This is a genomic window from Paraburkholderia sp. NMBU_R16 (assembly GCF_013282575.1).
In the GTDB taxonomy this organism is placed as follows: Bacteria; Pseudomonadota; Gammaproteobacteria; order Burkholderiales; family Burkholderiaceae; genus Trinickia.
The window spans coordinates 1-22,693 of the sequence record NZ_JAAAYE010000039.1; the positions used below are offsets into that span (position 1 = coordinate 1).

The following is a 22,693-nucleotide window of genomic DNA, read 5'->3' on the forward strand; positions in this document are numbered from 1 at the left end:
TGTGTAAGGCATGCCGCCAGCGTTCAATCTGAGCCAGGATCAAACTCTTCAGTTCAATACCTGTTACTGTTTTCGACTCTTTACGAGTCGGTCGCTCACTCAACGTACTGACGTGTTTTCGATTCCATCCATTGCTGGATAGCTCGAAACCTTCCTCAATACTGTGTGAGACTTGATACTTTCGCTTGTGCACATCACTCCGAAGAGTCACATGCCGCTCGCCGCATCAAGTGCCCACACTTATCGACTGTGAATTGTTAAAGATCGCGTCGCTCAACCGCTCGCCGTCATCACCACCCCAGCTCACCGTCTTGCGTTGCTGCTCAAGCAGCAGAGAAGCGAGATTATGCAGCCCTTCTCGTACATCGTCAACTGGTTTTTTCTCGCTTCGCTTAAAACCCGTCGACCGCGGCACGCTGCAATCCTGCGCCTCTCAAAGAGGATGCGAATAGTAGGCCAAGCAGACTCGCATGACAAGCCTGTGAACCCAATATTTTTCAGCGCACGCGCGCGGCCGCCACGACGGCGTCCAGTGGGACCGCACGCGACATCGCCGCGTACCCGGCGTCGCTCGGATGGATGTGGTCGCCGCTGTCGTACTCGGCGCGCAGCCGATCGGGGCGGGCGCTGTCACGCAATGCCGCATCGAAATCGACCACGCCATCGAAACCCCCACCCGTGCGGATCCAACCGTTGACCGCCTGACGCACGCTTTCGCGCCCCGCCGGCAGCGATGCGGGCGTGAGCGTCGCACCGAAGATCCGGATGCCGCGCGCATGCGATGCGGCAACCAACCGGCGATAGCCCTCGATCAAGTCGCGCGCCGCGACCTGCGTATGCGGCTCGTCGCAATCGAGTCCCTTGCGCGGAGGCATCGACGCAAAATTGATGTCGTTGATTCCGATCATCACGATCGTCGCCCTTACACCGGGGCGCGCCAGCACGTCGCGCCCGAAGCGACGTTCGAGCGCCTCGCCGTAGCACGGCGAATCGCTCAGAAGACGGTTGCCGCTGATGCCGAGATTGAGCACCGCCGTCGAGCGCTCGCCCGCCTGCGCGAGGCGGCGCGCGAAGGCGTCAGGCCAGCGCCGGTTCTGGTCGAGGCTCGAACGCATCCCGTCCGTGATGGAATCGCCGATCGCCGCAATGGCCGACGCCCCGACGGTCTCGACACTGATGCCCGTCACCCACGCGTGCTCCGTAAAACGCGTCGGATAAGCGCTCGCGCCCGGATCGCCGGCATGATCGCCTGGCGCGGAAACATAGTTCACCTGGTTTGCGACGCGATGCCAGGCGCCAAGCACCTGTCCGGGCGCAGCATGCGCACTGATCGCATAGGCGAGCCCGGCATCGAGTTTGAAGGGGATGGCGTCGCTTTCGATCTCCTGGCCCGGCAGCAGCTCGATCGATGCGTGTCCGCCGAAGGTGACCGGTGCCGATGCGGGCGGCTTCGTCGCCGCGCCCGCCGCCGAACGCGCAAGTCGCACGTCCGTCAATACCAAGGGCGCACGTCCGTAAGCGTTGCTCAGGCGCAGCCGAACGCGCTCGCCCGACAGGGTCGGATAGACGATCTCTCGAACGGTCCGGTTGCCGACATCGGGGGCACGATAAAGCGGCGGCGGGTTGCGCAACTCGGGAATCGACTGTAGCGCCGTCGCCCAAGCCTCCACCCATTGCGACTGGCCACCTCTGACAGGCTCCGCGGCAGACGCATCCGCTGCCGCCAAGCACAGCAGCATCGAACAGCCCAGCGCGCCGAGCACCTTCGAAAAGCGGTAACGCATGAAATCAGTCCGTCGAAAAAGTGCAGATTGTGCACCATTCCGACGACGCCGCTATCCGGCGGCGGCCCTGCAACCCATTGGATTCCACGGGCGGCATCACCCCATACCGGGCCGGAGGACCGCCTACGCGGCCTGACGCACGGCGCGCCGTGGGCTGCTGACCATGCGAGCGAGAAAAACGATGGTGACGAGCGTTGCGACGTAGGCCACGACCTGGATCCCGGCCGGGCGCGCCGTATAGCCGACGAGCGTATGAAGCATCTTGCCGACGATGCTGGTTTCACGGAGCAGCCAGGAAGTGTCCCAAACCGTATCGCCCCACGATGGCACGAGACCGGCCGCGAGAAGGAAACCCATTCCCTGGCTCGCCATGCCGGCGGCCAGCAAAACGATGAGTCCGTTGGTGACACCGAACAGGCGCTTCAGCGGAATCTGCAGCAATCCCGCATACATTGCAGCACCGAGGCCGACGCCGCCGATAATGCCGAGCAGCCCGCCCACGATCATCTGGGACGTCTGCCCAGGCTCCCCCGCGGCGATCCCATACAGAAAGAGCACTGCTTCAGAGCCTTCTCGCAGCACCGCAACGCCGACGACAATGGCCAGCCCGGTCAGCGGCGTGCTGCCGGCGGCGACGGCTTTACCGATCGCCGAAAGCTGCCGCGCCATTTCGCGACTGTGCTTGCCCATCCAGATGCTGTGCCATGCGAGCATGACGACCGCGACGAACATCACGCCCGCATTGAACACCTCCTGACCCATGCCCGATGCCCACGACGAAATCACGTCGGCAAAGGCCGCGATGAGGCCCGCGCCCACGACGCCGCCAACCAGGCCGCCGCCGACCCACCTGCCGCGACGAGGCACCCCTTTGGTGGCCGCGAGGACGATCGAGACGACCAGCGCGGCTTCGAGAACCTCGCGAAAAACGATGAGAGCGGTGGAGAGCATGATCGGCGCGCAGTGAGGTTGTTACTTGACGGTCAGCCGGGTCTTGGATTCGGCTTCATGGTACTCGTCGTGAAACTCATAGGTTCCGGCTTTCAGCGGGCCCACCAGGATGTCGACCTGCTTGCCGGCGGGAATCACTTTCTCGGCTTTGAAGTCGTCGCTTTCGAATTCGGCCGGCGTCGAATCGAGGTTCTTCACCGTGATCTTGACCTTCTTGCCGGCCGGAATGGTCAGCCCATCCGGAGCGAATTTGTGGTCCTTCAACGTCAGGCTGTACGAATCGTCCGCGGCAAACGCACTCGATGGGGCGAGGGCCGCGGCGGCGAACAAGAGAACGGGGACGGCGAAGGCGCGGGTGGTTTTCATGGAGGAATCGAGGTTTCGACGTTTAATAATGAGAAGGATAATACGAGCGATTCTCATCCTCAACGACATATCCATGCGGGTCGCATGGCTTACGCACGTGCGCGCCCGGAGCGACGTCGCAGCGCCCTGCGACGCCTCTGGCATCGAGATGCACGCGTTATTTTATTGACCGACCGGTCGGTTGATTTATAATCGCCATGACCGAGACCGATCGAGCAGGAGCGCTTAACCCCATGTACACCCAATCCCTGGATATTCCGGGTAACGTCGCGCCCGCCGAACGCGGTTCGGGAACGCCGGACGAAGCCCGCTTCGATGCCGTCATCGCCGCGGACGGCAAGATCGAACCGCAGGACTGGATGCCCGATGCCTACCGCAAGACGCTCGTGCGGCAAATTTCGCAGCACGCGCATTCCGAGATCGTCGGCATGCTGCCCGAAGGCAACTGGATCAGCCGAGCGCCGAGCCTGAAGCGCAAAGCGATTTTGCTCGCCAAGGTCCAGGATGAAGGCGGCCACGGACTCTATCTGTACAGCGCGGCCGAAACGCTCGGCGTGTCGCGCGATGCGCTGATCGACGCGCTGCATGCCGGCCGTGCCAAATATTCGAGCATCTTCAACTACCCGACGCCGACCTGGGCGGACGTTGGGGTGATCGGATGGCTCGTAGACGGCGCGGCGATCATGAATCAGATTCCGCTATGCCGCTGCACGTATGGGCCCTACGCGCGCGCGATGATCCGCATCTGCAAGGAAGAGTCGTTTCATCAGCGCCAGGGCTTCGATGCGCTGCTGGCGATGATGAAAGGCACGGATGCCCAGCGCGCCATGGTGCAGCAAGCAGTCGATCGCTGGTGGTGGCCCGTGCTCATGATGTTCGGCCCGAGCGACAAGGACTCGGTGCACAGCAATCAATCGGCGCAGTGGGGCATCAAGCGCATCTCGAACGACGATCTGCGGCAGAAGTTCGTCGATGCGATCGTCGAACAAGCGAAAGTGCTCGGTGTGACGTTGCCCGACGCCGACCTGCGATGGAACGAAGCGCGCGGTCATTACGATTTCGGCGCGATCGACTGGGAAGAATTCAAACGTGTCCTCAATGGCGACGGCCCGTGCAACAAGGAACGGCTCGCCACGCGCGTCAAAGCGCACGAGGCCGGTGCCTGGGTGCGCGAAGCGGCCCTCGCCCATGAGGAAAAGCAGCGCCAGCGCGCGCAGCAACGCGCCGCCTGACGCCTTGCCACGCGAGGCGTCGGGTCGTAACCGCAAATCACGCATTCGAGGAGTGTTTCGATGAACAAAGAATGGCCGATCTGGGAAGTGTTCGTGCGCAGCAAGCAAGGGCTCGATCACAAGCACTGCGGCAGTCTGCATGCGGCGGATGCGTCGATGGCATTGCGCATGGCGCGCGACGTCTATACGCGGCGCCAGGAAGGCGTGAGCATCTGGGTCGTGCCGGCCGCGGCGATCACGGCTTCCGATCCCAACGACAAAGGCGAGATGTTCGATCCCGCCGGCGACAAGATCTATCGCCATCCGACGTTCTATACGCTGCCGGACGAAGTCAATCACATGTAATCGCCCCATGACCATCACGCTCGAACATCTCGCCTATGTCCTGCGCCTCGCGGACAACGCACTCATCCTCGGACAGCGAAACGCCGAGTGGTGCGGCCACGGCCCCGTGCTCGAAGAGGACATCGCGCTCGCCAACATGAGCCTCGATCTGATCGGGCAAGCGAGGCTGCTCTATTCGCATGCGGCCGCGCTCGAATTGACGCTCACGGGCGCAGTGAAGACCGAGGACGATTACGCCTATTTTCGCGACGAACGCGCCTTCGCCAACTACACGCTGCTCGAACTGCCGCATGCGGGACCGCTCGGCGCAACGGCACAGGCGCCGCGCGACTATGCAGTCACGATAGTGCGCAACTTTCTTTACTCGGCGCTCATGGCGTACATCTGGCGCGCGCTCGAGGCTTCGCTCGATGCCCAACTGGCCGCCATCGCCTCGAAGTCGGTCAAGGAAACCCGTTACCACCTGCATCACGCGCAGGACTGGCTCGTGCGCTTCGGAGACGGCACCGACGAATCGCACCGGCGCGCGCAAGCGGCGCTCGATTACCTGATGCCTTACACGCGCGAATTCTTCGATGCCGACGCCGTGGAAGACCAGGTCGCCGCCGCAGGAGTCGGCGTGCGCACAGCGACGTTCGAAGACGCATGGCGCGCCGAAGTCGCGCGCACGCTCGACGAAGCGACGCTCGTCATGCCCCCCGTCGGGGGACATGTCAGTACTGGCAAGCATGGGGAGCACTCGGAGCACATGGGCTTTCTGCTTGCCGAAATGCAGTCTCTCGCGCGCCGCCACCCCGGCGCGAGCTGGTAAGCGAACCGATATGCACCACGCATCCAATACTTCCGATCGTGCCGGCTACCGCGCCGGCACTCGTGCGAACGCGCCGGGCGACGAGCTCGCGCGAGCATGGCATGCGCTCGAAGCGGTGCCGGATCCCGAAATTCCGGTCGTATCGATCCGCGATCTCGGTATCTTGCGAGAGGTGAGACGAGCGACCGACGGCACGCTCGAAGTCGTCATCACGCCGACCTATTCGGGGTGCCCGGCCATGTCGCAGATCACCGAGGACATCGGCCGCGCGCTCGATGCCGAAGGCCTCGCGCCCTATCGCATCGAAACGGTCCTGGCGCCGGCATGGACGACCGACTGGATCACGGAGGCAGCGCGCGAAAAACTGCGCGAATACGGCATCGCACCGCCCACCGGGTCCGCGGCGGCAGATCCGGCCCAGGGATCCGGTGCCGAGCGCGTCATCCGCTTCGCGCCGCGCGCGAACGAAGCGCCGCCGTGCCCGCGCTGCGGCTCCGCCCAAACGCAACGGCTCGCGCAATTCAGCTCGACAGCATGCAAGGCGCTCTATCGTTGCCTCGATTGCCGCGAACCCTTCGATTACTTCAAACCCTACTGAACATGGCGACCCCGCAATTTCATTCGCTGCGCATCCGCGAGGTGCGGCCCGAAACCGCCGATGCGGTCTCCGTTTCCTTCGAGGTGCCGCCCGAACTGCGCGACGCCTATCGGTTCACGCAAGGCCAGTTCGTTACGCTCAAAACCCATGTCGATGGCGTCGAGATGCGGCGGTCCTATTCGATCTGCGTCGGCGTCACCGACTACGAGCGCGACGGCGAACTGCGCATCGGCATCAAACGCGTGCGGGGCGGGCGGTTCTCGAATTTCGCATTCGAGACGCTGCAACCGGGCCATACGATCGATGTGATGACGCCCGATGGACGTTTCTTCACGCATTTGAACGCCGAGCACGGCAAGCAATACGTCGCGTTCGCGGGGGGCTCGGGCATCACGCCCGTGCTCGCGATCGTCAAGACGACGCTCGAGATGGAACCGCGCAGCAGGTTCACGCTCATCTACGGGAACCGCGATGTCGACTCGATCATGTTTGCCGAGTTGCTCGAGGATCTGAAGAACCGATACATGAGCCGTTTCGCGCTCTATCACGTGCTGTCGGACGACGTTCAAGAGGTCGAACTATTCAATGGCGTGCTCGACGAAGCCAAGTGCAAGGCGTTTCTCGACGAGCTGATACCTGCATCCGCCATCGACGAAGCGTTCATTTGCGGGCCGGCTCCGATGATGGATGCGGCCGAGCGCGCGCTCGCAGCCGCCGGTCTCGCGCCAGACCGCATCCATGTCGAACGGTTCGGTACGCCGCTGCCGCAGGCCGGAGCGCCCGTGGTCGAAATCACGGAGCAAACGCCCGCTGCCGACCTCGAAATCGTGCTCGACGGCAAACGTCGCAAGCTGCGCCTGCCTTACGATGGTCCGAGCCTGCTCGACGTCGGCCTGCATGCGGGGCTCGCGCTGCCTTACGCCTGCAAGGGCGGCGTGTGCTGCACGTGCCGGGCGAGGGTGATCGAGGGCGAAGTAAAGATGGATAAGAACTACACGCTCGAAGAGCAGGAAATCCGCGACGGTTTCGTACTCACTTGCCAGTGTCATCCGGTCAGCGAACGGGTGGTAGTCAGCTATGACGAGCGCTGACCGGGCGTGGCGGCGTTTGGCTTAAACTAGCGGCCCGAGCGGGCGACCCGCCGCGCGACGCAGCTCGACAAGCCGCGTCGCGCGGCGTTTCGCGTTTCACCGCCGCAAGCTTGCTACTTTCATCGTCACGAGTTCATGGCCCGTACCCGAGCACCCGATCACGAAGCCCAGCGCGACCAGATCCTCGAACTGGCAGCCGCCAAATTCGCGCAAACGAGTTACCCCAGCACGTCGATGGCCGATCTCGCGGCCGCCAGCGGCACGTCGAAAGCACGCCTCTATCACTATTACGAGAGCAAGGAAGCGATCCTGTTCGACCTCCTCGACCGGTACACGCTGCGGCTCATGCTCATCATCGCGGAGGTCGAAGGTTCGAGCCAGCGTCGTGGCCTCTCCGAGCGTCAGACCTTCGCCGAACTGATCCGGGCATTCCTGGCGGAGTACGAAACCTCGCACAGCCGCCATATCGCATTGCTCAACGACGTGAAATATCTCGTCGACACTCAGCGCGAGGTGATCCTCGATCGGCAGCGCGACGTCGTCGCCGCCTTCGCGCGCCAGCTCGCGCGCGCGTATCCCGAACGGGTCACGAAGGAAAACCAGACGTCGGTCACGATGATGGTCTTCGGCATGATCAATTGGACCTTCACCTGGCTCAAACCCGGCGGACGTCTCCGCTATGAGGACTTCGCCGCGCAAGTCGTGGATGTGCTGGAACGAGGTCTCGCGGCACCTGGCGACGCCGCCTGACTTCCGCGACGCTGCATTGCAGCATTTCAATGGCGAAAGTGCGGCCTTCAATCACTCCTGTGCCCGAAAAGCAACAAACCTATCTTTCCATTTAGAATCAATAAGTTATACAAAGCCATCTTCGCCCGTTAGAGCTGCCCCTCGGCAAAAATACGGGTTTTCCCCAGTGTCAAACATGCGTTTCAAGTAGAATTCGCACTGCGACGCAGCAATGCGCCCGCCAGATATTGGGAGAAGCCTATGAACACGCACCGCCCCCGCGCCGCCTCGAAGGACCGCAACGATTGGCGTTCGCAAGACAACGGTCGTGAACTCGTTCTCGTCCGGGAACTGACGGCCGGCGACCGCGAGCGCCTGCTCGCTCACTTTCTGGCGCTGCAGTCCGACGATCGCCTCCTGCGCTTTGGCCAGACCGCATCCGATCAGGTCATCGAAAACTATGTCCGCACGATCGATTTCGAGCGGGACACCGTCTTTGGCGTATTCGACAGCGCGCTCGAGGTGGTCGGTGTGGGCCACTTGGCCTACCTTCCCGCCGAGGGCGAAAAACGTACGGCCGAATTCGGCGTTTCCGTGCTCGAACGTTCGCGCGGCAAAGGTATCGGCACGCGGCTTTTCGAGCGCGCGACCATGCGTTGCCGCAATACGCACGTCACCACGCTGTATATGTACTGTCTGTCGCGCAATACGACGATGATGCATATCGCGAAGAAAGCCGGAATGCGCATCGAATACGCTTACGGCAGCGCGGACGCCTATCTGACGCTGCCGCCCGCGGATCAGACCAGCATCCTCTCCGAAATGCTCCACGAACAGGCTGCAGCGTTCGACTACGCGATCAAACGCCAGACGCAGCGCACGACCGAAATCATCGAAGCTCTGCTGCCTACGGACGCGCTCGCGTAACGGCGCGGTACGCGCTTCAGACGATCGGCAATGCCGTCGTTTCCTTGAAGCTTTCCAGCGCGAAGCTCGTTTTGACATCGACGACGGACGGGTGGTGCAGCAACTGATCCTGCACGAAGCGCGAAAAATGCACCATGTCCTGCACCTGCACGCGTAACAGATAGTCCATCTCGCCCGTCATCGCATGACAGGCGACGACTTCGGGCCAAGCCTGAACCGCGGCGCGAAAGAGTTCCGCGTGGGTCGTCCCCGCCCGCCCCGTCGCGCCGCCGCGTTTTTCCAGACGCACGTTCACGTAGGCGAGCAGCCCGAGGCCGAGCTTTTGCGCATCGAGCAGCGCGACGTAGCCGCGAATCACGCCGGCCTCCTCGAGGCGCCGTATCCGGCGCAAACACGGGCTCGGCGATAGATTCACGCGTTCCGCGATGTCCTGATTCGATGCCCGCCCATTTTCCTGAAGAATGGCGAGAATGCGCCGGTCGACCGCATCGAGTTCGATTTGGGCCATTTTCATCGTCCTGAAACGCCATCGTTGGCAGTAAGTTGCGCAATCGTAGTCAGCTGGATCGCAATTCGCAACATTTTGCCGCACGTCGAGCTATACACTTGCGTCTATCCGTAGGCGTTGCGGCGCGTGTCCCGGTGGGCGCGGACCGCCCATAGGAGACACGCATGCAGTTTCAAACGTGGGAGAACCCCGTCGGCACCGACGGTTTCGAATTCATCGAATACACGGCTCCCGATCCGAAAGCGCTCGGCAAACTGTTCGAGCGGCTCGGCTTCGCAGCCATCGCGCGGCACCGTCACAAAGACGTGACGCTTTACCGCCAAGGCGGCATCAACTTCATCGTCAACGCGGAGCCCGACTCGTTCGCTCAGCGTTTCGCGCGTCTGCACGGGCCGTCGATCTGCGCCATCGCTTTTCGGGTCAAGGATGCAGCCAAGGCGTACCGGCATGCGCTCGAACTGGGCGCCTGGGGCTTCGATAACAAGACGGGGCCGATGGAGTTGAACATCCCCGCCATCAAGGGCGTCGGCGATTCGTTGATCTATTTCGTCGACCGTTGGCGCGGCAAGCACGGTGCCGCGGCCGGCAGTGTCGGCGATATCGATATCTACGACGTCGACTTCGAGCCGATTCCCGGCGCGAATCCGAATCCGGTCGGCCACGGCCTCACCTATATCGACCATCTCACGCATAACGTGCATCGCGGCCGCATGCGCGAGTGGGCCACCTTTTACGAGCGGCTCTTCAACTTCCGCGAGGTCCGCTACTTCGACATCGAAGGCAAGGTGACAGGCGTCAAATCGAAAGCCATGACATCGCCGTGCGGCAAGATCCGCATTCCGATCAACGAGGAAGGTTCGGAGACGGCCGGGCAGATTCAGGAGTACCTCGACGCCTATCACGGCGAAGGCATTCAGCACATCGCGCTAGGCACGAACGATATCTATCGCACGGTCGATGGCCTGCGCGAGCGCGGCATCCAGTTGCTCGATACGGTCGATACCTATTACGAGCTCGTCGAGAAGCGCGTTCCCGGACATGGCGAGCCGCTCGACGAACTGCGCCGCCGCAAGATACTGATCGACGGCGCGAAGAACGATCTGCTGCTGCAGATCTTCACCGAAAACCAGATCGGCCCGATCTTCTTCGAGATCATTCAGCGCAAGGGCAATCAAGGGTTCGGCGAGGGCAATTTCAAGGCGTTGTTCGAATCGATCGAACTCGATCAGATCCGGCGGGGCGTCGTGCACGACAAGGGCTGATACGGGGACACTGGCGCCCAACAACGAAAAAGGCGGAACGCCCGCAGTGGTGCAAGCGTTCCGCCCTTCCGTGCTCGTCTGTTTGAGCGCGCGTCGAGCCGAGGCGATCTCAGCGACGCGCGGCGAATGCTTCCTCGTCAGGGGACGCTTCCCCCGAGGCATGTTGATCCGCACCCGCGCCGGCCATGCGTGCGCTGTGCGACACAGCGGCTGCCAGGCTCCCCGGCGTTGCGGCGCTCGTTGGGCGAACCGGAAGGTTCATGGCAAAAAATGCGGCGGAAACCATCAGAAAGCTCTGAACGTTTCGTTTGTTCATCTGTACTCCTTTTTCTCTTTCGCGCCCGATGCAGCGAGGCGCGAGTCGTTTACGGCACTCGCGTCTTCCAGCGAGAACGCAATTAGACCAGGGGCGCCGCCGCGGTTCCATCTTCCATACAGCGCGTTACGTCGGTTACAGACGGATACGGCGCCTCCGTTAGGAGACGTCATCAACGCGCGCTCCGAGCGGCTTTGCCGCGTATCGGCGATTTTTGATGTCCTGCGGCGGGTTTCTCCCAGTGCTACCATCTGCAAAAAACCGTCAATATGGCGGCCCCGGCCGACGCGTCCACAAGATGCCGACGCCCACGAAGTTTTGGCGATCCCAAACAGGTTGGAGGAGTCCACATAATGAATGCCCCGCTAGACGCAGGCCAGCGAGCCTCGCTCGAAGCCGCGTTGTCTTCCGTCACGCTCGACGACAAATACATCCTAGAACACGGCCGCGCCTATATGAGCGGCATCCAGGCGCTCGTCAGGCTGCCGATGCTGCAGCAAGCGCGCGATCAGGCTGCAGGGCTCAATACCGCGGGATTCATATCCGGTTATCGGGGTTCCCCCCTCGGCGGACTCGACCTCGCGCTCTGGAAGGCCGGGAAACATCTCGCGGGCCACCGCATCGTCTTTCAGCCCGGCGTCAATGAAGATCTCGCCGCCACGGCCGTATGGGGCACGCAGCAGGTCAATCTGTACCCGAGCGCCAAATACGATGGCGTCTTCTCGATGTGGTACGGCAAGGGCCCCGGCGTCGATCGCTCGGCGGATGTGCTCAAACATGGCAATTCGGCAGGCTCTTCGCGCTTGGGCGGTGTGCTCGTGCTGGCCGGAGACGATCACGCCTGCAAATCGTCGACGCTCGCGCACCAATCCGAGCATATCTTCAAGGCGTGCGGATTGCCGGTGCTGTTTCCGTCGAACGTTCAGGAATACCTCGATTTCGGCCTGCACGGCTGGGCGATGAGCCGTTACTCCGGCTTGTGGGTCGCGATGAAATGCGTGACCGATGTCGTCGAGTCGTCGGCCTCGGTCGATATCGATCCTCAACGCACGCAGATCGTCTTGCCGAGCGACTTCGTGCTGCCCGAAGGCGGCCTGAACATCCGCTGGCCCGATCCGCCTCTCGTGCAGGAAGCCCGGCTGCTCGATTACAAGTGGTATGCCGCGCTTGCCTACGTCCGTGCGAACAAGCTCGATCGCATCGAGATCGATTCGCCGCAAGCGCGCTTCGGCATCATCACCGGCGGGAAGGCTTATCTCGACACGCGCCAGGCGCTCGTCGACCTCGGACTCGATGACGAAACCTGCTCGCGCATCGGCATTCGGCTCTACAAGGTGGGCTGCGTCTGGCCGCTCGAAGCGCAAGGCGCGCATGCGTTCGCGCGAGGATTGCAGGAGATCCTCGTCGTCGAGGAGAAGCGACAGATTCTCGAGTATGCGATCAAGGAAGAGCTTTACAACTGGCCCGACGGCCAGCGTCCGCGCGTGTTCGGCAAGTTCGACGAAAAAGACGGCGCGGGCGGCGAATGGTCGGTGCCGATGGGCAACTGGCTGCTGCCGGCGCATTACGAGCTCTCGCCCGCATTGATTGCGAAGGCGATTGCCACGCGTCTCGAGAAATTCGATCTGCCTGCCGACGTGCGCGCGCGTATCGCGGCGCGCCTTGCCGTCATCGACGCCAAGGAAAAGGCCCTCGCCAAGCCGCGCGTCGCGATCGAGCGCAAGCCGTGGTTCTGCTCGGGCTGTCCGCACAACACGTCGACGAATGTGCCGGAAGGCTCGCGCGCGATGGCCGGCATCGGCTGCCATTACATGACCGTCTGGATGGACCGCAACACGAGCACTTTCAGTCAGATGGGCGGCGAAGGTGTGGCCTGGACCGGGCAAGCCCCGTTCACGAACGACAACCACGTGTTTGCGAATCTGGGCGACGGCACCTACTTTCATTCTGGACTGCTCGCCATTCGCGCCGCCATCGCGGCCAAGGTCAACATCACCTACAAGATTCTCTACAACGACGCGGTCGCAATGACGGGCGGGCAACCCGTCGATGGGGTGCTGACGGTGCCGCAGATCACGCACCAACTCGCTGCCGAAGGCGCGGCCAAGATCGTCATTGTCACCGACGAGCCGCAGAAGTACGACGGCACGACGCTGCTCGCGCCCGGTGTGACGATCCATCATCGCGATACGCTCGATGCTGTACAACGCGAGCTACGGGAGATCCCCGGCACGACGATCCTCATCTACGACCAGACCTGTGCGACCGAAAAGCGGCGCCGCCGCAAGAAGGGGCAGTTTCCCGATCCGGCGCGGCGCGTCGTCATCAACGAGGCGGTCTGCGAAGGGTGCGGCGATTGCTCCGTGCAGTCGAACTGCCTGTCCGTCGAACCGCTCGAAACCGAGTTCGGTACCAAGCGGCAGATCAATCAGTCGAGTTGCAACAAGGACTTCTCGTGTCTGAAGGGGTTCTGCCCGAGCTTCGTGACCGTGGAAGGCGGGCAGCTACGCAAGCCGAAGCCGCTCGGTGCCGATGCGGGTGAACTGCCCGAGGTCCCTGAACCCGTACTGCCCGAAATCGGGCGCCCCTATGGCGTCCTGGTCACGGGCGTAGGCGGAACCGGCGTCGTGACGATCGGCGCGCTCATCGGGATGGCCGCGCATCTCGAACAAAAGGGCGTCACGGTACTCGATGTGACGGGACTCGCGCAAAAAGGCGGCGCGGTCATGAGCCATGTGCAGATCGCCAATGCGCCCGCGGATATTCATGCCACGCGGATCGCGATGGGCGAAGCCGAACTCGTCATCGGCTGCGATGCGATCGTGACGGCCAGCGACGAATGCACGTCGCGGATGCAGTATGGGCAAACGCGCGTCGTCGTGAACAGCTCGAAGACGCCGACGGCCGATTTCATCAAGAACCCGGACTGGACCTTCCCGGGATCGAGCACCGAGAACGACGTGCGCGCGGCGGCGGGCGACGCCGTCGATTTCGTCGATGCGAACCGTTTCGCCGTCGCGCTGCTTGGCGACGCGATCTACACGAACCCGTTCGTGCTCGGCTATGCGTGGCAGCGCGGCTGGCTGCCGCTCTCGCACCGCTCGCTCGTGCGCGCCATCGAGCTCAACGGCGTGCAGGTGGAGAAAAACATCGCGGCGTTCGAGTGGGGCCGTCGTGCGGCTCACGACCCGGCCAGCGTGCAGCAAGCCGTCAACCCGGCAGCCGCGCGCGAAACGGCGGGCGCCACCGTGATCACGCTCCATACGAAAAAGGCCCTCGATGCCCTCATCGCCAAGCGCATCGAGCACCTCACCGCTTATCAAAATGCCGCGTATGCCGAACGTTACCGCTCGCTCGTCGATGCGGTGCGCGCGGCGGAGCGCAACATCGAAGGCGAGACCGCCAACGAGCCGCTGACCGAAGCCGTAGCGCGCAATCTCCACAAGCTGATGGCCTACAAGGACGAGTACGAGGTCGCGCGGCTGCAGACGGACCCCGCGTTTATCGCCAAATTGCAGGCTCAGTTCGAAGGCGATTGGAAGCTGAACTTCCATCTGGCCCCGCCGCTTCTCGCGAAGAAGGATGCGAACGGCCGTCTGATCAAGAAGCAATACGGCTCATGGATGTCGTCGGCGTTCAAGGTGGTGGCCAAGCTGAAGTTCCTGCGCGGCTCGGCGCTCGATCCGTTCGGCAAGACCGAGGAGCGTCGCACGGAGCGTGCGTTGATCGGCGAATACGAGGCGCTCGTACGCGAGCTGATCGGCGGACTCAACGCCGATAATCGCGCGCTCGCCATCGAGCTTGCGAGTCTGCCTGACGGGATTCGCGGCTACGGTCACGTGAAGGAGAACAATCTGCGGGCGGTACGCGTGAAGTGGGCCGACCTCGTCGCGCGCTGGCATAAGGCGGATGTGGCGCGTCACGCTGCCTAGCCAGCACCGCAGCGATTAAAAAAGGCGGCTTCCCTTACGGGTAGCCGCCTTTTTCATGCGCGCTCTCTCGAGCGCCGGCGTTACTGCACGCGCGCGTTGGCTGCCGCGACCGCCGTCATGTTGATGATCCGGCGCACCGTTGCCGCGGGCGTCAGGATATGGACAGGCTTGGCCGCACCGAGCAGCAACGGGCCGACCGTCACGCCTTCTCCGCCCACCATCTTCAGCAGGTTGTAGGTGATGTTGGCCGCCTCGACGTTCGGCATGATGAGCAGGTTCGCCTCGCCGGTCAGCGTCGTGCCCGGGAACGACTGTTTGCGGATCGCCTCGGACAGTGCCGCGTCGCCGTGCATTTCGCCGTCCACTTCGAGCTCCGGCGCGCGCGCGGCAATCAGCTTGCGCGCCGTCGCCATGCGCTGCGACGATGCCGAGGGCGTGCTGCCGAAGTTCGAGTTCGACAGCAGCGCGATCTTCGGCACAATGCCGAAACGCTCGATCTCGCGGGCGGCGAGGACGGCCATGTCGGCCAGTTGCTCGGCGCTCGGTACCTCATTGACGTAGGTATCGCAGATGAACAGATTGCGGCCCGGCAGCATCAGCAGGTTCATCGCGGCATAGTGCTCGGCTTGCGCCGCACGGCCCAACACCTGATCGATGAACTTCAGATGGCTGTGATAGGTGTCGATGAGGCCGCAGATCATGCCGTCGGCGTAACCGAGGTGTACGAGAATCGCACCGATCAGCGTGTTGAACTTGCGCATCGCGGCCTTCGCGACGTCCGGCGTCACGCCTTCGCGCGCGCCGATCTCATGGTAGGCCTGCCAGCACTGCTGATAGCGCGGATCGTCTTCCGGATTGACGATGTCGAAATCGACTCCGCCCTTGAGCTTCGAGCCCATCTTCTTCAGCCGCATTTCAATGACGGCGGGGCGCCCGATGATGATCGGCTTCGCGATGCCTTCCGTCAGCACGAACTGCGCGGCGCGCAGCACGCGCTCGTCTTCGCCTTCCGCGAATACGATGCGCGCCGCCTTTTGCTTGGCCGCCGCAAACACGGGACGCATGACCATCCCGGTTCGATAGACCGTGGCGCCGAGCTGCTCCCGGTACGCATCCATGTCCTGGATCGGGCGCGTGGCAACGCCCGAATCCATCGCGGCTTGCGCAACCGCCGGCGCGATCTTGATGATCAGGCGCGGATCGAACGGCTTCGGAATCAGATACTCGGGCCCGAATTCGAGCGAATGACCCTCATAGGCCTTGGCGACTTCATCGCCCTGGTCCGTCTCCTCGGCCAGCTCCGCGATAGCGCGTACACAGGCGAGCTTCATCTCCTCGGTGATCGTCGTCGCGCCGACATCGAGCGCGCCGCGGAAGATGAACGGAAAGCAGAGAACGTTGTTGACCTGGTTCGGATAGTCCGAGCGGCCGGTGGCGATGATGACGTCGGGGCGCGCGGCCTTCGCGTCCTCGGGACGAATTTCGGGCTCGGGGTTCGCCAGCGCGAGGATCAGCGGCTTCGCGCCCATCTTCTTGACCATGTCGGGCTTGAGCACGCCGGCGCTCGAGCAGCCGAGGAAGACGTCGGCCGATTCGATCGCGTCGTCGAGCGTGCGCGCCTCGGTCTTGGCCGCGTAGCGCTCCTTCGACGGGTCGAGGTTGCCGCGGCCCTGATAGATGACGCCCTTCGAATCGACGACGAGGATGTTTTCCCGCGTGAGCCCCAGGTTGACAAGCAGGTCGAGACAGGCAATGGCCGCGGCGCCCGCGCCCGAGCAGACGAGCTTCACGCGCGAAAGCTCTTTGCCGACCACCTTCAGACCGTTCAGAATCGCCGCGGACGCAATGATGGCGGTGCCGTGCTGGTCATCGTGAAAGACCGGAATCTTCATGCGCTCGCGCAGCTTCTTCTCGATATAGAAGCACTCGGGCGCCTTGATGTCTTCGAGGTTGATGCCGCCGAGCGTCGGCTCGAGCATCGCAATGGCTTCGACGAGCTTGTCCGGGTCCGACTCGGCGAGTTCGATGTCGAAGACATCGATGCCCGCGAATTTCTTGAAGAGACACCCCTTGCCTTCCATCACCGGCTTCGCCGCGAGCGGGCCGATATTGCCGAGTCCGAGGACGGCCGTGCCGTTGGTCACGACACCGACGAGATTGCCGCGAGAGGTGTACTTTTGCGCGTCGAGCGGATCCGCGTGAATCGCTTCGCACGCGGCGGCGACGCCGGGCGAGTAGGCGAGCGAGAGATCGAGCTGGTTCGACAGCGGCTTGGTCGGCGTCACCGAAATCTTGCCGGGCCGGGGATTTTGATGATACGAGAGGGCGCTTTGCTTCAGTTGTTCGTCCATGATTGACCTGCAAGACGTAATGAATATGGCCCGCGCGCGCCGAAGGGCTCCCGCCGGAAGACGAGGGCCCGCACGCCGTCGGCCGGCACGGTGAAGGCCCGCGGCGTCCTGGCTGCACGCCGCCCGCGCGCCGGCAGCGTTTGCGGGGGTGCTAGTGTACACCTCCCCGGCGGGCCGGCCGGCACCCGCCCCAACTCGGGTAAAATACGCCCCCTGTGCGCGCACGAGCGCGCCGCCGGCTCTTTCGGGCCGCTTCCCGGGTCATCGCGCCCGCCGCGGCCCCTCTCCCCAAGGACTCGCCCATGACAGGCTTCGATCGCCAAACGATCTCCGATACGACCGCCAAGATGCTGCTCGAAGTGCAGGCGGTGCACTTCAATGCCGAAAAACCGTTCATCTTCACGTCCGGCTGGGCCAGCCCGGTGTATATCGACTGCCGCAAGCTGATCTCGTATCCGCGCGTGCGCCGCGGCTTGATGGAGATGGCGGAAGCGACGATTTTGCGCGACGTCGGCTACGAGCAGATCGACGCTGTCGCGGGCGGCGAAACCGCCGGCATCCCGTTCGCGGCGTGGATCGCCGACCGCATGATGCTGCCGATGCAGTACGTGCGCAAAAAGCCCAAGGGGTTCGGGCGCAATGCGCAGATCGAAGGGCTGCTCGAGGAAGGGTCGCGCGTGCTGCTCGTCGAGGATCTCACGACGGACAGCCGCAGCAAGATCAACTTCATCAACGCGCTGCGCACGGCCGGCGCACGCGTGAACCACTGCTTCGTCCTCTTTCACTACAACATCTTCAAGGAAAGCGTGTCGGTGCTCAAAGACATCGACGTGGACCTGCACGCGCTCGCCACGTGGTGGGACGTGTTGCGTGTGGCGAAGGCGTCGGGCTACTTCGAAGCGAAAACGCTCGATGAAGTCGAGAAGTTCCTGCACGCGCCGGCCGAATGGTCCGCCGCGCACGGTGGCGCAACGGCCGCACCGCAGTAATCCGAAGCGAAGTACCGTCGGAATGAATCAGCGCCCGTCCTAGCGACGGGCGTTTTTCATCGTCCCGACGAAAGATGAGCGAGCCCGGCGGATTGCGCGTACTGGAAGAGTTCGGAATCCCGCTCGAGGCCGAGCTTGCGCAATGCCGCCGTCTTGTGCGAGCTGACCGTCTTGATGCTGCGGTTGAGCCGCGCGGCGATCTCTTTCATCGTCATGCCGGCCGCGAACAGGCGCACCACCTCGAGTTCGCGCGGCGAGAGCGGAGCCTGCGCGCCGCGACCGCCTCCGGCGCTCAGCGCATCGAGCGCCGCGCGAACGGTCGGTCCCGCGTAGCCGCGGCCGCGCGCGACGTGACGAACGGCCAAGCCGATATGAGACAGATCGTCGGCCTTGCTCACGATGGCGATGACACCGAGTTCGCCGAGCCGCCGAATCAGCGCGGCGTTCTCGAGCATCGTCAGCACGACGACCGGCAGCGCCGGAAAATGCCGCCGCAGATACCCGATGAGCGGCAGCCCGTCGCCATGGCGGCCGCCCGGCATCGCCAGATCGGTGACCAGGGCGTCGCACGGGACGTGCGCCAACGTCTTGATGAGATCGGTGGACTGGCGCACCTCGGCCACCACGTCGATATCGGGGAAGCGTGCGAGCGCGTGCCGCGCACCGAGCAAAATGACCGGATGATCGTCGGCCATGACGACGCGGATGCGCGCCCCGGGTGCGGGCGCGCTCGTATGCGCCGGCGGGGACGGTTCGATAAGCTCGTTCTCGTTCATGAATCCGGATGTCGTGGAGGGGAGCGCCGGTGCCGGGCACACTGCGCGCGAAAGCCGCCGCGCGGCGTGTTGCCCGCGCGACAGCCCGCTCCGGCAGCGAGCCCAAATGTTAGACTCGATTCCGGCCCGGAAGACCGGTTCGGGCCATTAATCACCGCTACGGACGCGCGGTCTTGCGACTCCCGGGGGAGAAACGGCTCATGCTCAAGCCATGCTCGGTCATTGCATCGGTGTGGTTTCGGTTTCGATTTCGGTTTCTACTCCGCGCGCGGGGACGGGCCGCGGCGCTCGGCTATGCGGCGCTCGGTCTCGCATGGTGCGGCATCCCCACCGCGTGGGCCGAGAGTACTTTCAAGGTGACGAGCAAGGATGTGCGGCCCGGTGACCCGCTCGGCAACGCGTTCGTCTACGACAAGAACGGCTGCCACGGCTTGAACCACTCGCCGCAGTTGCAGTGGAGCGGCGAGCCGCCGGGCACCCGGAGCTTCGCGGTCACGATGGTCGACATCGACGCACCGGGGCCCGGCTGGTGGCACTGGGCCGTCGCCGGTATTCCCGCGAGCGTTCACGCGCTGCCCACGCAGGCGAGCGGCTCGGACCGGCTGAAGCAAATGGGTGCGATCGAGGCGCGCAACGACTATGACGATGCTTCCGGCTACGGCGGCCCCTGCCCGCCTCCTGGCAAACCGCACCGCTATGTCGTCACCGTCTATGCGCTGAACACGGTCGATTTACGGCTCGGCGCCGGCCGGCCGGCGCTGATGTTCGAGCATGAGATCGGTACTGCGACGCTCGCAAAGGCCAGCATCACGGTCATGTACGGCCGCTGAGCCCAGCTCTTGCGCCGATTGCCTCGAAATTGCCCGGCTTTCGCGCCAAAGCCGTAAAATCCCGGTTTGGGCGCGTGGCAGCGCCGTCTATGTCAATCCGGTGAAACCAGCGAGATCGAAATGAGCACCAAAGTTTTTGTCGATGGGCAGGAAGGCACGACTGGCCTGAAGATCTACGAGTACCTGTCGCGACGTGCCGATATCGAAATCCTGCGGATCGACGAAGCCAAGCGCAAGGACATCGACGAACGTCGCCGGCTCATCAACGCCTCCGACGTCACGTTCCTCTGCTTGCCCGATGTCGCCTCGCGCGAATCGGTCGGCCTCGTGGATAACGACAAGACGGTGGTCATCGACGCCAGCACGGCGTTTCGCACGCATGCCGAGTGGGCGTACGGGCTGCCCGAACTCACGCGTACGCAGCGCGAGCGGATTCGTCGCGCCAAGCGCGTTGCCGTGCCGGGTTGCCATGCTTCGGCGTTCGTGCTGGCCATGCGGCCGCTCGTCGAGGCAGGCGTCGTCACACCCGCGTTCACGGCGCATGCGTATTCGATCACGGGGTACAGCGGCGGCGGCAAGAAGATGATCGCCGAGTACGAGGCCACCCCGCCCGCTGCGAAGCTCGCGAGCCCGCGTCCGTATGCCCTCGCGCTCGGTCACAAGCACCTGCCCGAAATGACCGTGCATGGTGGGCTCGAGGCGACGCCGGTTTTCACGCCGATCGTCGGCAACTTCTATAAGGGCCTCGCCGTCACGACGTCGTTCTCGGTTGCCGAACTCGGCAAACGCGTCACGCCGCGCGACGTGCAAGCGCTCTATGCCGAGTACTACGCCGGCGAAGCGTTCGTGCGCGTCGCGCCGTTCGACGCCGAGGAGAACCTCGATGCCGGCTTTTTCGACGTACAAGCCAACAACGAGACGAACCGCGTCGACCTCTTCGTCTTCGGCAACGAGGAACGCTTCGTGACCGTGGCGCGGCTCGACAATCTCGGCAAAGGCGCTTCGGGCGCGGCGATCCAGTGTATGAATCTCTGCATCGGTGCAGCCGAAGATTCGGGTCTCGCGCGCTGATTTGCTAGTGCAATTGCTTTTCAAATTGCTTCCGGTAAAGCCGGCCTCCAATGGCCGGCTTTATTTTTTGCGCACCACCGCTATTGGAAAGGTCAACGTCAGACTAGGCGGTAAGGCGTAACTTTCGTAACCAAAGTTTGCAAATCTCCCCCAAGTCGAATTAAACCGAAGCCGGCGCGCCTCGGGAATCTCCGTATTTTCATTGTCATTGTTCCGAGTCCCACGGCATCCGCGCGCCGCTTCGCTCCTGCCTGCGCCACTTCATGTGCTGTGCCAATGTTGCGCGATCGATCCAGCGCTTGAAACGCCTTTTCGTTTCAATTCGTCCGAACGAGGCCGCCCCGTATTAGTTGGCGGCCGGCGCGGCCGTTTGAATTAGCTTTTTTAGACGCCTTTATCAATTGACAGCAAAAAAATGCACGGCGACATTACGCCGCATAACGAGATCAGGGAGACAAAGGCATGCAAACTGCCATTTCAAGGGGCTTGCTGTCGGTACTCGTCAGCATTCCCCTCGTTTCAGCTTGCTCGGGCGGCTCGAGCAGCTCCGCATCCACCGCGGGCGCGCCGCAGTGCTCCGGTGCCGGTTGCGGCATTCAGGGCGCACCGACGTCGGCCGCGATCCAGCCGCTTTGCCCGACCGAAGCGAGCATCGCTCAGAGCACCTATCTTGGCGGCGCCGGCAGCGGTGAGATCGTCAGCCTGAAGATCGATCCCACTTCGATGAGCTATACGCTCAAGTGGCTCGAATCCCCGATTCCCCTGACGGCAGGGCAAGTCACGCCGACACGCGCCGGCGCGACGATCACGGGTGCCGTCACCCATCGCACGGATTTGCCGAGCGCGGAGCAAAACCGCTGCGCGTTCGTCCTGCAACCGGGCAACGGGACCGCGAGCGACGGTTCCGCTTATGCGACGACCGGCACGTTCAACGCGAGCAACCCACCGACGATCTTCGTGGGCTACGGCGTGGCAGGCGGCGGTATCCCGGGTGCGGAGGTGCAGTACCCGGGCATATTGGGCCTCTTCTCGGTGCCCGACCGCAAGTTCGACTTTTATCCGTTCATCGGTTTTGCCGATGTCGATACGAACCTGGCCGACCTCAAAGGCACCTACAACGGGCTCGTCTATCATCTGCAGCCTTCGGACAACTACCGCGCCGTGGGCACGAATACCACGGAGACGTTCGACGCTAGCGGCAATTGCACGTCGAGCTCGGGCAGTTGCACGACGACGGGCGGCACCTGGGCGGCCGCCAGCTCGGGCAGCTACTTCACGAGCAGCAATCCCCCGCGCATCGTCGGCGGCGCGACGCTCGGCAGCGGCGCGCACGCCAACATGGTGCTCGCCAAGTTCAACGGCGCACTCGTGCCCATCGTCGTGCGAACGGGTTACGCGAACCCCGGCACGTTGACCGTCGACGACGAGTCCGGCATCGCGATGCTCGCGGCGGCCGGCAACATCGCGTCGGGCACGCTCGACGGCGGCTTCGTCGGCGCCGATTCGAATTTCAAATACACGGCCACGTTGATCCAGGGCACGTCGGGCAAATTCGTCGATCCCCCCACGAGCACAGCCGAAAGCACCTTCACGCTCGACTATCCGTCCTCGAATCAGGGGCTCCTTAGTGTGCAGGACAGCGCGGGCAACGCGGGCTTCGCGATCGCCACGGGCTTCTCGCCGAACTCCACGGTGGGCGGACTGTTCGCGATTCTGCTGCAAGGCACGGAAAACGGCGGCATCGCGGCGTCGTCGTCCATCGTGGGACAGACGACGAGCTCGACGCCCTATTTCGGCATCGGGGCGTTCGCGGGCGCGCATTGA

General features: G+C 63.3%; 21 protein-coding genes. 13 read left to right on the forward strand and 8 right to left on the reverse strand.

From position 1 onward, the window contains the following. From GWC77_RS29155 to GWC77_RS19065, 4 genes are all read right to left on the reverse strand, one after another. Nucleotides 1-193, reverse strand: a 193-nt coding sequence (locus GWC77_RS29155) for a hypothetical protein (RefSeq protein ID WP_217283340.1), incomplete at its 3' end; no start/stop codon positions are given. Between the two features lie 304 nt (nt 194-497). After that, nucleotides 498-1,784 carry an SGNH/GDSL hydrolase family protein gene (locus tag GWC77_RS19055; protein WP_173259589.1) on the reverse strand — a complete coding sequence of 429 codons (1,287 nt, stop codon included), beginning with the start codon at nt 1,782-1,784 and terminating at the stop codon, nt 498-500. Between the two features lie 123 nt (nt 1,785-1,907). Next, nucleotides 1,908-2,735, reverse strand: coding sequence for an FTR1 family protein (locus tag GWC77_RS19060; RefSeq protein ID WP_173259591.1), 828 nt, complete (start codon nt 2,733-2,735; stop codon nt 1,908-1,910). Nucleotides 2,736-2,756: 21 nt separating this feature from the next. Beyond that, on the reverse strand, nt 2,757-3,101 hold the full coding sequence (locus tag GWC77_RS19065) for a cupredoxin domain-containing protein (protein WP_173259593.1): 345 nt from the start codon (nt 3,099-3,101) through the stop codon (nt 2,757-2,759). A gap of 233 nt (nt 3,102-3,334) precedes the next feature. Here GWC77_RS19065 and paaA point away from each other — a divergent pair, with 233 nt between their 5' ends. The 7 genes from paaA to GWC77_RS19100 all read left to right on the forward strand — a co-directional run bounded on the left by paaA (nt 3,335) and on the right by GWC77_RS19100 (nt 8,834). After that, nucleotides 3,335-4,333 (forward strand): 1,2-phenylacetyl-CoA epoxidase subunit PaaA, encoded by a 999-nt coding sequence (gene paaA, locus GWC77_RS19070; protein WP_173259595.1) that lies wholly within the window; start codon nt 3,335-3,337, stop codon nt 4,331-4,333. A 60-nt stretch (nt 4,334-4,393) separates the two neighbouring features. Continuing rightward, nucleotides 4,394-4,678, forward strand: coding sequence for a 1,2-phenylacetyl-CoA epoxidase subunit PaaB (gene paaB, locus GWC77_RS19075; RefSeq protein WP_173259597.1), 285 nt, complete (start codon nt 4,394-4,396; stop codon nt 4,676-4,678). Nucleotides 4,679-4,685: 7 nt separating this feature from the next. After that, nucleotides 4,686-5,489 (forward strand): 1,2-phenylacetyl-CoA epoxidase subunit PaaC, encoded by an 804-nt coding sequence (gene paaC, locus GWC77_RS19080; RefSeq protein ID WP_173259599.1) that lies wholly within the window; start codon nt 4,686-4,688, stop codon nt 5,487-5,489. 10 nt (nt 5,490-5,499) lie between these two features. Continuing rightward, entirely contained in the window at nt 5,500-6,087 is a 588-nt protein-coding gene (paaD, locus tag GWC77_RS19085) for a 1,2-phenylacetyl-CoA epoxidase subunit PaaD (protein WP_173259601.1), read from the forward strand. 2 nt (nt 6,088-6,089) lie between these two features. Beyond that, nucleotides 6,090-7,178 (forward strand): 1,2-phenylacetyl-CoA epoxidase subunit PaaE, encoded by a 1,089-nt coding sequence (gene paaE / locus GWC77_RS19090; protein WP_173259603.1) that lies wholly within the window; start codon nt 6,090-6,092, stop codon nt 7,176-7,178. Between the two features lie 135 nt (nt 7,179-7,313). Next, entirely contained in the window at nt 7,314-7,928 is a 615-nt protein-coding gene (locus GWC77_RS19095; protein ID WP_173259605.1) for a TetR/AcrR family transcriptional regulator, read from the forward strand. Nucleotides 7,929-8,168: 240 nt separating this feature from the next. Then, entirely contained in the window at nt 8,169-8,834 is a 666-nt protein-coding gene (locus tag GWC77_RS19100; protein ID WP_173259607.1) for a GNAT family N-acetyltransferase, read from the forward strand. Nucleotides 8,835-8,850: 16 nt separating this feature from the next. Here the strand turns inward: GWC77_RS19100 and GWC77_RS19105 are convergent, their stop codons facing one another. Continuing rightward, on the reverse strand, nt 8,851-9,342 hold the full coding sequence (locus GWC77_RS19105) for an Lrp/AsnC family transcriptional regulator (RefSeq protein ID WP_173259609.1): 492 nt from the start codon (nt 9,340-9,342) through the stop codon (nt 8,851-8,853). Nucleotides 9,343-9,506: 164 nt separating this feature from the next. On the opposite strand from GWC77_RS19105, the gene hppD reads away from it, so the two are divergent. Then, nucleotides 9,507-10,604: a 4-hydroxyphenylpyruvate dioxygenase gene (gene hppD / locus GWC77_RS19110; RefSeq protein WP_173259611.1), complete on the forward strand. Its 1,098-nt coding sequence runs from the start codon at nt 9,507-9,509 to the stop codon at nt 10,602-10,604. 109 nt (nt 10,605-10,713) lie between these two features. Here the strand turns inward: hppD and GWC77_RS19115 are convergent, their stop codons facing one another. Further along, nucleotides 10,714-10,920, reverse strand: coding sequence for a hypothetical protein (locus tag GWC77_RS19115; RefSeq protein ID WP_173259613.1), 207 nt, complete (start codon nt 10,918-10,920; stop codon nt 10,714-10,716). Nucleotides 10,921-11,273: 353 nt separating this feature from the next. On the opposite strand from GWC77_RS19115, the gene GWC77_RS19120 reads away from it, so the two are divergent. After that, entirely contained in the window at nt 11,274-14,852 is a 3,579-nt protein-coding gene (locus tag GWC77_RS19120; protein ID WP_173259615.1) for an indolepyruvate ferredoxin oxidoreductase family protein, read from the forward strand. An 80-nt stretch (nt 14,853-14,932) separates the two neighbouring features. Here GWC77_RS19120 and GWC77_RS19125 read toward each other — a convergent pair whose 3' ends face one another. Next, nucleotides 14,933-17,203: an NADP-dependent malic enzyme gene (locus tag GWC77_RS19125; RefSeq protein ID WP_173259617.1), complete on the reverse strand. Its 2,271-nt coding sequence runs from the start codon at nt 17,201-17,203 to the stop codon at nt 14,933-14,935. A gap of 302 nt (nt 17,204-17,505) precedes the next feature. Between GWC77_RS19125 and GWC77_RS19130 the strand changes: the two genes are divergently transcribed. Further along, entirely contained in the window at nt 17,506-18,192 is a 687-nt protein-coding gene (locus GWC77_RS19130) for an orotate phosphoribosyltransferase (RefSeq protein ID WP_173259619.1), read from the forward strand. Between the two features lie 56 nt (nt 18,193-18,248). Here GWC77_RS19130 and GWC77_RS19135 read toward each other — a convergent pair whose 3' ends face one another. Continuing rightward, a complete protein-coding gene (locus tag GWC77_RS19135; protein WP_254367043.1) occupies nt 18,249-18,887 on the reverse strand; it encodes a LuxR C-terminal-related transcriptional regulator in 639 nt (212 codons plus the stop codon). Between the two features lie 281 nt (nt 18,888-19,168). Here GWC77_RS19135 and GWC77_RS19140 point away from each other — a divergent pair, with 281 nt between their 5' ends. The 3 genes from GWC77_RS19140 to GWC77_RS19150 all read left to right on the forward strand — a co-directional run bounded on the left by GWC77_RS19140 (nt 19,169) and on the right by GWC77_RS19150 (nt 22,693). After that, entirely contained in the window at nt 19,169-19,798 is a 630-nt protein-coding gene (locus GWC77_RS19140) for a YbhB/YbcL family Raf kinase inhibitor-like protein (protein WP_173259623.1), read from the forward strand. A gap of 120 nt (nt 19,799-19,918) precedes the next feature. Then, complete coding sequence (argC, locus tag GWC77_RS19145; protein ID WP_173259625.1) at nt 19,919-20,869, forward strand: N-acetyl-gamma-glutamyl-phosphate reductase; 951 nt, start codon at nt 19,919-19,921, stop codon at nt 20,867-20,869. Between the two features lie 462 nt (nt 20,870-21,331). After that, complete coding sequence (locus GWC77_RS19150) at nt 21,332-22,693, forward strand: DUF2957 domain-containing protein (RefSeq protein ID WP_173259627.1); 1,362 nt, start codon at nt 21,332-21,334, stop codon at nt 22,691-22,693.

Coding starts and splice junctions, on each gene's coding strand:
- paaC (WP_173259599.1), top strand. CDS start 4,686: ATGACCATCACGCTCGAACATCTCGCCTATGTCCTGCGCCTCGCGGAC.
- GWC77_RS19100 (WP_173259607.1), top strand. CDS start 8,169: ATGAACACGCACCGCCCCCGCGCCGCCTCGAAGGACCGCAACGATTGG.
- GWC77_RS19135 (WP_254367043.1), bottom strand. CDS start 18,887: ATGGCCGACGATCATCCGGTCATTTTGCTCGGTGCGCGGCACGCGCTC.
- hppD (WP_173259611.1), top strand. CDS start 9,507: ATGCAGTTTCAAACGTGGGAGAACCCCGTCGGCACCGACGGTTTCGAA.
- paaD (WP_173259601.1), top strand. CDS start 5,500: ATGCACCACGCATCCAATACTTCCGATCGTGCCGGCTACCGCGCCGGC.
- paaA (WP_173259595.1), top strand. CDS start 3,335: ATGTACACCCAATCCCTGGATATTCCGGGTAACGTCGCGCCCGCCGAA.
- GWC77_RS19115 (WP_173259613.1), bottom strand. CDS start 10,920: ATGAACAAACGAAACGTTCAGAGCTTTCTGATGGTTTCCGCCGCATTT.
- GWC77_RS19140 (WP_173259623.1), top strand. CDS start 19,169: ATGCTCAAGCCATGCTCGGTCATTGCATCGGTGTGGTTTCGGTTTCGA.
- GWC77_RS19125 (WP_173259617.1), bottom strand. CDS start 17,203: ATGGACGAACAACTGAAGCAAAGCGCCCTCTCGTATCATCAAAATCCC.
- GWC77_RS19065 (WP_173259593.1), bottom strand. CDS start 3,101: ATGAAAACCACCCGCGCCTTCGCCGTCCCCGTTCTCTTGTTCGCCGCC.
- GWC77_RS19095 (WP_173259605.1), top strand. CDS start 7,314: ATGGCCCGTACCCGAGCACCCGATCACGAAGCCCAGCGCGACCAGATC.
- GWC77_RS19130 (WP_173259619.1), top strand. CDS start 17,506: ATGACAGGCTTCGATCGCCAAACGATCTCCGATACGACCGCCAAGATG.
- GWC77_RS19105 (WP_173259609.1), bottom strand. CDS start 9,342: ATGGCCCAAATCGAACTCGATGCGGTCGACCGGCGCATTCTCGCCATT.
- paaE (WP_173259603.1), top strand. CDS start 6,090: ATGGCGACCCCGCAATTTCATTCGCTGCGCATCCGCGAGGTGCGGCCC.
- argC (WP_173259625.1), top strand. CDS start 19,919: ATGAGCACCAAAGTTTTTGTCGATGGGCAGGAAGGCACGACTGGCCTG.
- GWC77_RS19150 (WP_173259627.1), top strand. CDS start 21,332: ATGCAAACTGCCATTTCAAGGGGCTTGCTGTCGGTACTCGTCAGCATT.
- GWC77_RS19055 (WP_173259589.1), bottom strand. CDS start 1,784: ATGCGTTACCGCTTTTCGAAGGTGCTCGGCGCGCTGGGCTGTTCGATG.
- GWC77_RS19060 (WP_173259591.1), bottom strand. CDS start 2,735: ATGCTCTCCACCGCTCTCATCGTTTTTCGCGAGGTTCTCGAAGCCGCG.
- GWC77_RS19120 (WP_173259615.1), top strand. CDS start 11,274: ATGAATGCCCCGCTAGACGCAGGCCAGCGAGCCTCGCTCGAAGCCGCG.
- paaB (WP_173259597.1), top strand. CDS start 4,394: ATGAACAAAGAATGGCCGATCTGGGAAGTGTTCGTGCGCAGCAAGCAA.